We start from the raw sequence: 12759 nt of genomic DNA, 5'->3' as shown, positions 1-12759 counted from the left end.
CCAGGCTCAGTCGCTTCAGGTTGCTCTTGCCGGAGGCTTCGAGCAGGGTGCGTGAGACGGCGGTGGAACCGGTGAACGCCATGGCGTCGACGTCCATGTGGTGTGCCAGCGCGGCACCCACTTCGCGCCCGGTGCCGGTGATGATGTTGAGGACGCCGTCGGGAAGACCCGCCTCCGCAGCCAGCTCTGCCAGGCGCAGGACGCTGAGCGAGGTCTGCTCAGCGGGCTTCAGCACCATGGTGTTGCCCGCAGCGAGAGCGGGCGCGATCTTCCAGACCGCAATTTCGAGCGGGAAATTCCAGGGCACGACGGCGGCCACCACGCCCAGCGGCTCCCGCGTCACCAGGGCCGTGGCTCCGGGGGAAACCGCCGGCAGTTCGCCGCTTTGCTTGTCGGCGGCCTCTGCATACCAGCGCAGGGTGGAGATGGCGCCGGGGACGTCGACCGTCGTCGTCTGCAGGATGGGTTTGCCGCTGTCGAGGGTTTCCAAAAGCGCCAGTTCGTCGGCGTGCTGTTCCAGAAGGGCCGCGACTGCCAGGAGCACGTGCTTGCGCTGCTCAGCTCCGGCACGTGACCAGGATGGGAAGGCGCGGCGGGCGGCAGCGACCGCGACATCGACGTCCGCGCCACGACAGGCTGCAAGTTCGGCAAGGGTGCGGCCGTCGACTGGACTGATGGTTGGCCGGGTGAGCCGGTCACCGGCTGACGTGCGGCGACCGTTTATGAAGGCGCGGCCGTCGATGGATAGGGCGTCGGCTTGGCTCTGCCAGTTGGTGGCAAGGATGGTGCTGCTATTCACGGGTTCTCCTCGGTGGTGGATGTGCGGGTCTGGCTAGTGGGTAGGGCTTGGAATCAGGTGTGCCGGCAACTGCTTCCGCATGCGTGGACTGCGCTGCCCGAGCCGCAGCGCGGCAGAGGCGAGCATCAGGCACACGAGTTCGACACCCAGGAGGGCGAGCATTGCTGCGCCGTGGGATGTGCCAGCGCCGTGCTCCGTTCCGTGGTGGGTGCCGGCCCCCGGCATCGCGAAAAGTGCTAGGTGGATCAGGATCATCGCGATCCCCATGCCCAGCAGATGCTCCGCCGCGCGGGAGGTGCAGCGCCGTCGTCCCACCATTGGTGCCGCGCAGGCGAGGCACGCGACGGCCATTGCCGCCATCCACCAGGCCATCGCACCAGCTGGTCCCAAGGCTGCAGCAGCGGCGTGGGTTATGACGCTGACAGCCACCGCCGTGATGACGAGGCCACTTTGCATCCAGCTACTTGCTGAAGGTTGAATGCGCCACTGGATGAGCGAATGCATGGTTCTCCTGGTCCCAAGCCCCCGGAACGCACGGAATGCGCCCGGTCTGTGATGTGCACTACATCGAACTGTTGGTTGAACAGTTGTACCATCAAAGCCCTCCATGGAGGAAGTGTTGACAGGTGCAATCCGAAGCGCCTTGGGACATCGCCGGTGAACGGCTACCGAGCCACCTCGATGAGGATCTTGGACCCATCCCCGTTTCGCAGACCGTGAATGGAGGATTCAACGGCGGTGAGCGGTGCGGTTTCCACCCAGCCATCAGTGCGGTAGTGGCCCGCCGACATCGCATCGATGACCTGGTCGTAGTCCTCGTGGGTGTAGCCGTGCACGCCAAGAACACGGCGTTCGCCAAGAACCAGCACCGTTGGGTCGAAGTCGAAGGCCTTTTCGTGGAGGGCGACGACGACGAGCGTACCCAGGGGCCGAAGCCGCGGAAGAGCGTTGTTCAGGGCAGGTCCCGATCCGGCGGCATCGAAGATTGCATCAAAGGGCCCGCCTCCCGCGATCCTTCCGAGCTCGTCCGCCGCGTCGGGGGTGAACGGGTCATGCAGCAGCTCAGCTCCGAGCCCGGCAAGAACATCCCGGCGACCTGCCGAAGGCTCACTCACAACCACCTGCGCTGCTCCCTGCAGGCGCAACGCGTGCCAGAGTCCGATTCCAATCGGTCCTCCACCGATCACCAGAACCGATCGATCTCTCAGATCCCCGGCTGCCCGGGCAGCGTGCCAAGCGACAGCCATCGGCTCAACCAGTGCCCCCAGCTTCAGATCCACCTTTGCCGGGAGCACATGCAGTTGGGACTCCGGCACCACCGTGAACTCGGAAAAACCTCCGCCGTCACTGGCCACGCCATGGAAGGTGGCGTCGATGCAGGCGTTGTCGGTGCCGCCGTCGCAGGCGAAGCAATGGCCGCAACCATAGATCGGCCACACCGCCACCCGCTGGCCTATCCGCTCGGCGGACACGCCGGATCCGACGTCGACTACCTCACCTGCGAACTCGTGGCCGAGGATTTGTGGCAGTTCCGCGCCGGTCACCGGGTGGGGAACAGTGTAGTCGGTGCCGGAATGCTCGGGCGAGTAGTAGGTGTGCAGGTCCGAGCCACAGATTCCGGCGTAACCGATGCGCAGCTTGACCTGGCCGGCCCCCGGCGTCGGTTCGGGGACCTCCTCGAGCCTGAGGTCGTGTTTACCGTGGAAGCGAATCGCCCTCATGCCGCAACCGCCTGGGCGGTGTTGGTCGTCAACTGTCCGCGGTAGAAATCGTGGTCCACAAGCCCCGGGACGGAAATTCCGAAGCGTGAGTGGAGTTCAGCGAATACCTTGTGAAGTGCGGAGACCTGCACCTGGTTGGAGTTGCGACGCGTAGCCACATAGGATGCGTCACCGTTGAGATCCGGCCGGTAGCTTTCCCTGATGTACCGGAGGTTATCCGCGTTCTGACCTGTCACCAGTGCTCTGGCATCGTGAGCGGCCAATTGCACCAACTGGTCGAAAACAGGGAAGGTATTGCCGGAAAAGTGCAGTGCCCCGGCAAGGTATAACCCTTCTTGCCCCTCCACCAGAGCACCCAAAATGCTGCGGGGGAACCCGCCGTCGTAAGTGAGTATTCCTTCGGGCAGCCAGGGAATCGGCGCTGAATACCCGGTCGCCATCACAATGATGTCCACGTCTTCCCGGGTGCCGTCAGCGAATCTGACGCCGTCCGCGTCGAAGGCCACCACGTCCGGCTTCCAGGCGAGCAACCCGTGGGACATGTAGTGCAGCATCTGGTCATTGAGGATGGGATGCGTGGCCCCGAATTGGTGGTCCGGTTGCGGGAGGCCGTAGTTCCGCAGGTCTCCGACCGACCCTAGGACGACGTCCTGGATCTCCTGCAGGCTCTTGCCGTGCAGGGGCGAATCAGGCGCAGGGGTGAGGTCGCCTGAGAGCAGTGCTGCGGACGGAACGCCGTCATGTAATTTGGGCAGGAACCAGTAGCCGCGGCGCGTGGAGATGAAGGCCCGTTCCGCATGGGCGGCTGCGTCCGAGGCGATGTCGACCCCGGAGTTGCCGGCGCCGATCACCAACACGCGTTCGCCGTGGAACGTTTCCGGGGCTGTGTACTGGGCCGAATGGATCACGTCACCCGCGAAGTCCTCCATGCCCGGGTACTCGGGCAGCCACGGCTGCCATTGACCGCCCGTGGCCGCCACGATGCCCCGGTAGTCGCGCTGCGAACCGTCACTCAGGGACACACGCCAGAAGCGGCCCTCGGGCGAGTCGACGGGTGTCGCCCGTACGACGTCGGCGCCTGTGACCACCAGCGGTGTGATGCCGAAGGCATCGGAGAAGCCGCGGATGTAATCGCGGATCTGGTCCCATCGGGGGAACAGGGGGTACTCGGCCGGCATGGGGTAACCGATGAATCCCCCGTAATCCCGGTTCGAGATGAAGTTGCACGTCGAGTACATCGGGGTCCCCGGGTTGTTCATGTCCCACAGACCACCGGGGCCGCTATGACGTTCGAGTAGCTCTACCTCAAGGCCAAGCCGTATGAAGGCCCGGGCGGCCAGGAGTCCGGCGGGGCCGGCTCCGACGATGCCGAAAGTGGTGGGCAGTGCCATTCGTACTCCTCGTGAAACTGGTGGGTTGCTAGCTGTTGTCTTCCGCGATCAGCTCGGCGGCCCGTTCGGCCACCGCCATGATCGTGCCGACGGGGTTGAGCGCGGTGATGGTGGGGAATACTGATGCATCGACCACCCGTAAACCGGTGACACCGCGGACGCGCAGGCGAGGGTCAAGTACCGCCAGGTCGTCATCCTCTGCACCGATTCTGCACGTGCCGCTCACGTGATAAACCGTCTGGTGCGTCTGCCGGGCGATCTCCGAGATTTGCTCGTCGGTCGTGACCTCCGGGCCGGGAAATACTTCCCGAACAATTCGGGAGGCCAGGGGTTCCTGCTCCGCGACCCTTCTGGCATTGCGGATGCCCTGAACAAGCATCCGTTCGTCGTGGCCTTCAGGGTCCGTGAAGTAACCGTAGTCGATCAACGGTGCTGCGTCCGGGTCCGCCGATTCGATCCAGACCCGACCGCGGCTCTTGGGTTTGGTGATGTTCGGCGCCAGCGAAACGTTGGCTGCCGGAATGCGGGCTCCCATCCGCTCGGCGTGCACTGCCCAGGTATGGACGGGAATATGCGTGGAGATATCCGGAAACGGACCGTCGTCGACGGAGACGAGATAGCCGGCGTCCCAGCCCGTCGCGCAGGTTTCCTCAACCGGTTCGTGCGTTTCCCACACGACCAGACCTTCCGCGTGGTCCATCAGGTTTTCACCGACTCCGGGAAGGTCCACCCGGCAGTCGATGCCCGCATGTTCCAGCATGCGGCGGGGGCCGATTCCGCTCAGTTGCAGCAGCCGGGGCGAATCGATAGCACCGCACGCAAGGATGACCTCGCGCCGTGCTCGTAGGGGGACAGTCCTTCCCGACGCGTCGGTAAAGACGCACCCCGTCGCGCGGTTGTCACGCAGTTCGATCTGTACCCCGCGGTACCCATGGAGGATATCCAGGTTGGGGATGTTCCGGCCGTGGATGTAGGCGTAGGAGGTGGACGAGCGCTGGTTCGTCGCGGGGTCATAGCCGATCTCGAAGAAGCCGGCCCCGTCAACGAATTCATGATCGTTCCAGCGTTCCTTGACCGGAAGATCAAGTGCAAGTGAGGCTGATTCCACGACTTCGGCCAGGTGTGGGTTCCGGTCTGCTTCGGGGATCACTGATATCCGGGTGGCCAGCCGGTCATAGCAAGGCCAGAGTGCCTCCGGTCCCCACCCCGAGGCACCGAGCCCTACCCATTCCTCGAGGTCCGCGCGGAGGGGACGCCAGGTGATCATGGTGTTCGCGGTCGAGCATCCTCCCAGAATCCGCATGCGGGCCAGCCGGATATGGGAGTTCCCGCGTTCCTGGGGGACGCTGCGGTAATCGAGGTCGTATTCGCCTTCGAGCATCTCGTCCCAGCGCCGGATCACATTGGCCCGGGGTTCCTCCGCGTCGCTGCCTCCCCACTCGGCGAGTGCCACCGTGACGGACTCGTCCTCAGCCAGGCGTGCCGCCACTATGCAGCCGGCGGTCCCGCCGCCCACCACGAGGTAGTCATACTCGCGTTCTGCTGGACCTTCGGCAGCATCGACCGTTGTCATGTCAGACGACTCCCTGGTTGATATGGGAGAGGATCTCCTTGTAGTACCCGCGGAAGCTGGGATGGATGAAGGTCTCTTCATCCCGCGGACGGGGGAGGTCGATGCTGTATTCGGTCTTGATGCGTCCTGGACGTGAACTCATGACGACGACGCGGTCCGAGCAGAACACCGCCTCGTCGATGTCATGGGTGATCAGCATGACGGTCAGTTTGTGCTCCTCCCATACCTTCATCAGGAGTTGCTGCATAGTGCGCCGGGTCAGGGCATCCAGTGCCCCGAACGGCTCGTCCATCAGCAGCAGCTTCGGTTGGTAGGACAGCGACCGTGCAAGGGCCACGCGTTGCTGCATACCGCCCGAAAGCTGGGAAGGGAACATGTCCTCGAAGCCGGATAAACCCACGGACGCGAGGTAGTCCTTGGCGATGCGGCTACGTTCAACCTTCCCGTAGCCGCCCGGCTCCAATGCGAACTCGATGTTTCCCTGCGCGGTCAGCCACGGCAGGAGAGTTGCCTGCTGGAACACCACGCCGCGGTCACGGCCGGCGCCGAGCACCTGGGTGCCGTCGACCGTAACACTTCCGGAGCTTGGTTCCTGCAGCCCGGCGATGATGTTCAGGAGGGTGGACTTGCCGCACCCGGACGTTCCGACGACGGAGACGAACTCCTCTTCGTGGAAGTCGAGGCTGACGTTGTCCAGGGCCGTCACGTCCCCGAATGACATGTTCAGTTGGGAGATTTCAAGCTTCTTGCGAACCAACGTGCTCATTTAGCGGCCCTTCGTGTAGCGGAATAGCTTGCGGCCCGAGATGCGCAGGATCTGATCGCAGACGAGGCCGATGATGCCCAGGACGATGACGTAGCCGATGATCGTGTCGGTGGCAAGGAACCGCTGGGCCTGGGTGATGCGGTAACCCATGCCGCTGGTCGCAGCCACAAGTTCAGCAACAACCAGCCAGGTCCAGGCCCACCCGAGGGTGACGCGCAAGGCATCCCAGATTCGGGGCATTGAAGCCGGGAAGACAATCCGGAGAAGAATTCTGGTCCTCGACAGCCCCAGGGTTGCGCCCAGATTCTGGAACTGCGCGGGGACGGTACGCACGGCGTCGGAAACCATCAGGACCTGCTGGAAGAACGTGCCCATCCAGATGATCAGGAACTTCTGTGCGTCGTCGGTGCCTACCCAGAGGATCGTCAGCGGTACGAAAGCCACGACCGGCATGTAGCGGATGAAATCGATCACCGGCTCAATGACGGCTTCGAGCCGACGGCTTGCGCCGGCCAGCAGGCCGATGGGCAAAGCCATGGCGCTGGCCAGCAGGAATCCCATGAAAACGCGGTAGGTGCTGACCGCCATGTCTTCCCACAACTCACCGCTTGCTGCCTGCTCACCGAGTTTGCCCAGGACGGCCAGGGGAGAGGGGAGAAACAGGGGGTCGACCAGCTCGAGCGAGGCCATGAGCGTCCAGACGGCCACCAGGCCGCAGAAGGACAGGATTGCCGTCAGGATGTAGCTGCGCCGGTTGAGGTCCCTGCCCAGCGGGCTGGTGAATTTCCCGGCCTTTCGCGGTGTTGAGCTGGCCGGCCCTGCTGCTCTCGGATTTCCGGTTGTGGCATCGGTTTTCATGACAGTCACCGGGATCTCCTTACTTGGAGATGTTGCTGACGAAGGTGTCATCGATGACGCTGTCCAGGTCAGCGGTTTCGGAGATGATGCTCGCGTCGATGGCCGCTTCCTCGACGGACGGCAGGATCTCTGTCTTGTACGACCCGCTCAGCATCTCCTGGTTCTCCTCGCCGCCGAAGAACCTCACTCCCTCGAAGGCGGTCACAAGATCGGATGCTTCGGAACCGATCCCGGCGGCGATGATCTCCTGCGCTTCGCTGGTATTGGTGTTGTAGAACTCCACCGACGGCGCCCAGGCGCTGATAGCCTTCTGCACCGCATCCGGCTTTTCCTCCAGGGCTTTGTCGGTGACGATGAGGACGTCGCTGATCAGGCCTTCCTTCTCGGCGGCCGTGTACAGGATGTTGAAGTCCGAACCGGAAGCCTTCGCCTCGGAAATGTACGGCTCGTAAGTAACGGCTGCCTTCACCTTCTTGGACAGCAGCGCGGTGGCCGCTTCCGAGGGGCCCATCGGTACAGGCGTGATGTCTGAGATGTCCAGCCCTTCCTGGGTGAGGGCGTGGTTGAGCAGGAGGTTGCTGACAGAGCCTTCCTCGAACGCGATCTGCTGCCCCTCCAGGTCAGCTACCGACTTGATGTCGCTGCTCGTGATGATTGCGTCCGCTTCGCGGGACGCGTCGAGCAGGAGCACGACGGTTACGGGCAGGCCCTGCTCCACGTACTGCAGCGCGGTGTGGCTGGCCACGTTGGCCACGTCGACGCGTCCGGATGCTATCGCGGCGCTCATGTCTGCGTCATTGTCGAACATCGTCAGGGCGACGTCGACGCCTTCGGTTTCGAAGTAGCCTTGCTCTTCGGCGATGAACCAGGGGCCATATCCGAGCCACGGCTGAGTGGCCATCGTCAGGGAGTCGGCGGCCTCGCTGTCGGAGGCTTCTGTACTCCCCCCGCAGCCGGTCAGTGCGAGGGAGGCAGCAACTGCCCCGGTCAAGAAGATTCGACGAGAGAACGTGTTTGTTGCGTTAGCCATGATGAACCTGCATTTCTGATTTCCGCCGCCTGCGGAGTTGCCGGTAGTGGGGTCAGCACCAGCTTCCCGGCAGGTTCAGGACGCAATCAAATAGCTAGTTTTGGCGACTTGCATCAATTTTATTGATGTTAAGCAGCTGTCATCTTCACGAAACATGAACGTAACGGCCGCGCCGGTTCAAGGAGTCCGACTCTCCGATACGCGGCGGCATGCATGAGCAAAAGCTGCCGCCTTCCGTGAGAGCTGGCTGCCTGCCAGGGATGCAATTCCAACGGGCAGGGGAGTGTCGACCCCCTCGACGGAAGTCATCGCTACTTTCAGCCCGTCATAGGTCATGTCGTGTCTGGGCCGCTGGTTCAGTAGGGAGTAACCATGGCCGCGGGCCACCATCGCCCGTACTGCCTCGTAGTTCTCAAAGCGGTGTGCGATGTTCGGAGTCAATCCGGCGTTCTGGAAAATGGACAGAAAGTAATTCCTGCTTCCGGGCATATCCAGCAGCACCATCGGCTCACGGGCAAGCTCGGCAAGGGTTACGCTGTCCCGCAGCCCAAGGGGGTGGCCGGCGTCGAACACTGCGTAGATGGCGGCGTCGGCAATCCGGTCGAAGGCGATGTCCGGGCCGTAGTCGAAACCATAGGTCAACACCGCCTCCAGTTCCCGCCTCCTCAAGGCCTCCGGTATCTCCTCCGCATCCAGCTCACGGATCCGCAGCGCCAGTCCGGGATGTTCGGCATGGAGTCCGTCGTAGATGGCCGGCAACCAGAATGGGACGAGGGTCGAAAAGCAGCCCGCGACCAGCGTCCCGCCGATGCCCGATACGTTGATGGCATCCACGGCATCGTCAACGGCACGCAGCACCTCCCTGGCGCGTTCCAGAAATTCGGCGCCCTCCGCCGTCAGCAGGAGCCCCTTCGAACGACGGCGGATGAAGAGCGGGCAACCGAGCGTCGCTTCCAGGTTCGCTATCGCGGTTGAAACCGCCGACTGCGCCATGTACATCAACTCGGCGGCTTCGGTCATGCTCTCTACTTCGGCTGCGCGGACGAAGTAGCGCAGCTGCGTCAGGGACACGTCCCGTTGCTTCTGATGGGCCATGGCTCCACTTCCCTTCGTCGCGGATTGGTTTCGAAGATGTTTCAAAACTTCCGTATCCAATTTTCCGATATTTCTTACATTTCGAGTTGATGGCCGATTGCGTCGGGCCGGTCATCGGTCACTCAGCATGCTGAGCATCATTTGAGGCATCAGCAGCAAGACGGAGGGCTTTACCAAAGCGTGTGTGCCAGCTAACATCGATTTTGGTTGAACAGCTGTACTACCAAACGCCGATTTCTTTCAGGAAGTGCCATGACCCTTGAGACGCCGACCCTCGCTGCACTGGCGCAGCACCCCCTCGAACAGCTCACTGCCGAGGAGATCCGAGAAGCCCGCCGCATCCTGACTGACGCAGGACTGGTCGAAGAGACCACCCGGTTTGCTTACCTCGGGCTTATTGATCCGCCCAAGGGTACAGAGTCAGCTGCAGACGTCGACCGCAGGGTGCGCGTCATGCTGTGGGACGCTGCCCTTTCGCGCTCGCTCGATGTCCGCCTCTCCCTGACTGCTGGCCGAGTCCTCGACCAGCGCGAACTGGATCCCGCCGTTGACGGCCAGCTGCCGGTGCTGATTGAGGAGTTCGAGATCATCGAGGAGATCCTCGCCAAAGACCCGCAGTGGAACGCCGCGCTCGCTTCCCGCGGGCTCACGCCGGCACAGGTACGGGTTGCCCCTCTGTCAGCCGGCGTCTTCGAGTACGAGAACGAGACAGGGAAACGGCTCCTCCGGGGCCTCGGCTTCCGCCAGGATCACGCTAATGACCACGCCTGGGCGCACCCCATCGACGGCCTCGTGGCGTTTGTCGACGTCGAAAAGCGAAGGGTGGACCACCTGATCGATGACGGTCCCGTGGACGTCCCCGAGGTCAACGGCAACTACACCGAGCCCGCGATTCACGGCGAACACCGCACCGACCTCAAGCCGATCGAGATCACGCAGCCCGAGGGCCCGAGCTTCACCCTCGAGGGCAACCACCTATCCTGGGCGGGCTGGGACCTGCGCGTCGGCTTCGACGCCCGCGAAGGGCTGGTGCTCCAGCAAATCCACCACACGCACAACGGACGACGGCGCCCGCTGATCCACCGCGCTGCGATCTCCGAAATGGTGGTTCCGTACGGCGACCCCTCGCCATACCGGAGCTGGCAGAACTACTTCGATTCCGGCGAATACCTCGTCGGCCGGGACGCCAACTCGCTCAAGCTCGGGTGCGATTGCCTGGGTGAGATCACCTACCTGTCGCCGATCGTGGCCGACGACTTCGGCAACCCGCGCACCATCGACAACGGCATCTGCATCCACGAGGAAGACGCCGGCATCCTCTGGAAGCACACCGACGAGTGGGCCAAGTCCAACGAGGTCCGCCGCAACCGCCGCCTGGTGGTCTCCTTCTTCACCACCGTGGGCAACTACGACTACGGCTTCTACTGGTACCTCTACCTCGACGGCACCATCGAGTTCGAGGCCAAGGCAACCGGCATCGTCTTCACCGCTGCCCTCCCGGACAAGGACTACGCCTACGCCTCGGAGATCGCCCCCGGTCTCGGTGCTCCTTACCACCAGCACCTCTTCAACGCTCGCCTGGACATGATGATCGACGGCGCCACCAACCGCGTCGAGGAACTCGACCTCGTGCGGCTGCCGAAGGGTGAGGGAAACCCGCACGGCAATGCCTTCACGCAGAAGCGCACGGTCCTGGCACGCGAATCGGAAGCAATCCGCGATGCTGACGGCACCAAGGGCCGTGTCTGGCACATCAGCAACCCCGAGTCGCTGAACCAGCTCGGGCACCCAGTCGGCTACACCCTCTACCCGGAAGGCGGCCCGACGCTGGCGATGGCCGATGATTCCTCGATCGCTTCACGAGCGGCTTTCGCGCGGCATCACCTGTGGGTGACTCGCCATGCTGAGGATGAGCTTTATGCCGCCGGTGATTTCGTGAACCAGCACCCGGGCGACGCCGGCCTCCCCACCTATGTCGCCCAGGACCGCGACATCGACGGTCAGGACCTCGTGGTGTGGCACTCCTTCGGCCTGACCCACTTCCCGCGTCCGGAGGACTGGCCGATCATGCCCGTCGACACCACCGGCTTCACGCTGAAGCCGCACGGGTTCTTCGACGCCAACCCCACACTGAACGTGCCGCCGTCGTCGTCCGGGCATTGCGCGAGCGGAGCTGGCGGCACTGAGGATCCCACCGGCGTCGGGCACTCGGAGGCGGGTGGCTGCCACTAGCCGCCGGGCCACCGCGGGGGAGCGTTCCCCGCGGTGGTAGTGTGCACACGTTCGGGCGATGGGACCCGCAGAACCGAAGGAGTGAGCGTCATGCCTCGCTTGGTGGACCACCAGGAGCGACGCCGTTCGATCATCGAGACCACGTGGCGGCTGATCGCCGAGCAGGGGATCGAGAACGCGAGTATGCGGGACATCGCGCGGGAGTGCGGCTATGCGGCGCCGGGCGTCCTGGCGCACTACTTTCCAAACAAGGATGCGTTGCTGCTGGCGTCGTATCAGCTGATCTGCGAGCGGACCAACGAGCGGATCGACGCCGGCACCGCCGGCCGTCGTGGCCTAGCCGCGCTGCGCGGGCTGTGCCTGGAGATCATTCCGGCGGATCCGTTGACCGTCGTCGAAGCGCGGGTAGCGATCTCCTTCTGGCAGCGTGCGCAGACGGAGGAGTCGCTGCGCGCCGTGGGCCGCGATGCACTGCTGCACTGGCGGAGCCTCATGATGGGTTTCCTTGCGGAAGCAGAGCACGACGGCGAATGCCCGCCTCTGACTGACCCGGACTTCGTTGTCGATGAGCTGCTGAACATCATGATGGGGTTGCACGTGACGTCGATGCTGGACCCCTATGCGGTCACGGGCTCGCGGCAGCGTCACATGATGGAGCGGGCGCTGGCCCGGCTTTCGGCTGGGCAAGCGGCGGGTGTCGTTTAGGCCTTTTCTCTCTCTTTGGCCTGCTGCCTCGGTTGCCCTGCCGCGGCACGCTGCTGGCGCACGCTCTGAGCGACCGCTCGCATCCGCGCCGTCGGGCGCTGGGTTCGCAGCCGGGCCAGCACGATGCTCAGTTCCGGCACCTTGTCCTTGATCGCGACGGCGGCGACGTGTCCGCCGTCGTACGTTAGTCCGTGCTGTGGGCGCTGGTGCAGGATCGAGTAGCCGTGGCCGTTGGCGACGAAGGTGCGGACTGTCTCGTAGCTGGCGGAGCGGAACTGCACGTCGGGTTCGAAGCCCGCGCTGCGCAGGATGGAGAGCATGAGCTCGCGGCTGTGCGGGAGGTCGAGCAGGACGAACGGCTCCTCGGCGACCTCGGAGAGCGAGACTTCCTTCCGCGAGGCGAGCCTGTGTTCCGGCGGAAGGGCCAGGTAGGGGCGGACGCTGTCGACGGCGGTGACCGCTATCGCTTCGGGCAGGCCGAGGTCGTAGCAGAGGGCGAGGTCGGCCTGGCCGGTGAGGAGGGCAGCTGAGCAGCCGGTGGCGTCGGCTTCGGTGACCTCGAGTTCGAGCTTTGGGTGGTCGGCGCGGA

At 63.9% G+C, this 12759-nt stretch carries 12 protein-coding genes; 2 read left to right on the top strand and 10 right to left on the bottom strand.

Features of this window, described 5'->3' with window-relative positions; genetic code table 11:
- The 9 genes from RIF85_RS11490 to RIF85_RS11450 form a co-directional block, all read right to left on the bottom strand.
- A partial coding sequence (locus tag RIF85_RS11490; protein WP_309072040.1) for an aldehyde dehydrogenase family protein occupies window positions 1-799 on the bottom strand: 799 nt, incomplete at its 3' end.
- Between the two features lie 33 nt (window positions 800-832).
- Window positions 833-1303 carry a hypothetical protein gene (locus RIF85_RS11485; RefSeq protein ID WP_309072039.1) on the bottom strand — a complete coding sequence of 157 codons (471 nt, stop codon included), beginning with the start codon at window positions 1301-1303 and terminating at the stop codon, window positions 833-835.
- A gap of 161 nt (window positions 1304-1464) precedes the next feature.
- Window positions 1465-2520, bottom strand: a complete 1056-nt coding sequence (locus tag RIF85_RS11480; RefSeq protein WP_309072038.1) for an alcohol dehydrogenase catalytic domain-containing protein — start codon at window positions 2518-2520, stop codon at window positions 1465-1467.
- Window positions 2517-3911 (bottom strand): NAD(P)-binding domain-containing protein, encoded by a 1395-nt coding sequence (locus RIF85_RS11475; RefSeq protein WP_309072037.1) that lies wholly within the window; start codon window positions 3909-3911, stop codon window positions 2517-2519. Before RIF85_RS11475 ends, RIF85_RS11480 begins: the two co-directional genes overlap by 4 nt.
- A 28-nt stretch (window positions 3912-3939) precedes the next feature.
- Window positions 3940-5484, bottom strand: coding sequence for a GMC oxidoreductase (locus RIF85_RS11470; RefSeq protein WP_309072036.1), 1545 nt, complete (start codon window positions 5482-5484; stop codon window positions 3940-3942).
- Window position 5485: 1 nt separating this feature from the next.
- The gene (locus RIF85_RS11465; RefSeq protein WP_309072035.1) at window positions 5486-6250 is read right to left on the bottom strand and encodes an ABC transporter ATP-binding protein; all 765 of its coding nucleotides are present in this window, start codon (window positions 6248-6250) and stop codon (window positions 5486-5488) included.
- On the bottom strand, window positions 6251-7108 hold the full coding sequence (locus tag RIF85_RS11460; RefSeq protein ID WP_309072041.1) for an ABC transporter permease: 858 nt from the start codon (window positions 7106-7108) through the stop codon (window positions 6251-6253).
- Window positions 7109-7127: 19 nt separating this feature from the next.
- Window positions 7128-8138, bottom strand: a complete 1011-nt coding sequence (locus RIF85_RS11455; protein WP_309072034.1) for an ABC transporter substrate-binding protein — start codon at window positions 8136-8138, stop codon at window positions 7128-7130.
- A gap of 177 nt (window positions 8139-8315) precedes the next feature.
- Window positions 8316-9233, bottom strand: coding sequence for a LysR family transcriptional regulator (locus RIF85_RS11450; protein WP_309072033.1), 918 nt, complete (start codon window positions 9231-9233; stop codon window positions 8316-8318).
- 252 nt (window positions 9234-9485) lie between these two features.
- Here RIF85_RS11450 and RIF85_RS11445 point away from each other — a divergent pair, with 252 nt between their 5' ends.
- Together RIF85_RS11445 and RIF85_RS11440 are read left to right on the top strand one after the other, a co-directional pair.
- The gene (locus RIF85_RS11445) at window positions 9486-11465 is read left to right on the top strand and encodes a primary-amine oxidase (RefSeq protein WP_309072032.1); all 1980 of its coding nucleotides are present in this window, start codon (window positions 9486-9488) and stop codon (window positions 11463-11465) included.
- Window positions 11466-11555: 90 nt separating this feature from the next.
- Window positions 11556-12170, top strand: coding sequence for a TetR/AcrR family transcriptional regulator (locus tag RIF85_RS11440; protein WP_309072031.1), 615 nt, complete (start codon window positions 11556-11558; stop codon window positions 12168-12170).
- On the opposite strand, the gene RIF85_RS11435 is transcribed toward RIF85_RS11440, so the two are convergent.
- Window positions 12167-12759: LysR substrate-binding domain-containing protein (locus RIF85_RS11435; RefSeq protein WP_309072030.1), on the bottom strand; the 593-nt coding region annotated here is incomplete at its 5' end. The two genes, RIF85_RS11440 and RIF85_RS11435, sit on opposite strands and share 4 nt — an antisense overlap.

Origin of the sequence: Arthrobacter sp., assembly GCF_031179385.1 — a bacterium.
Lineage (GTDB): Bacteria > Actinomycetota > Actinomycetes > Actinomycetales > Micrococcaceae > Arthrobacter_D.
Note: the sequence above shows the minus strand (reverse complement) of the source record. Positions and strands in the feature narration are given on the sequence as shown.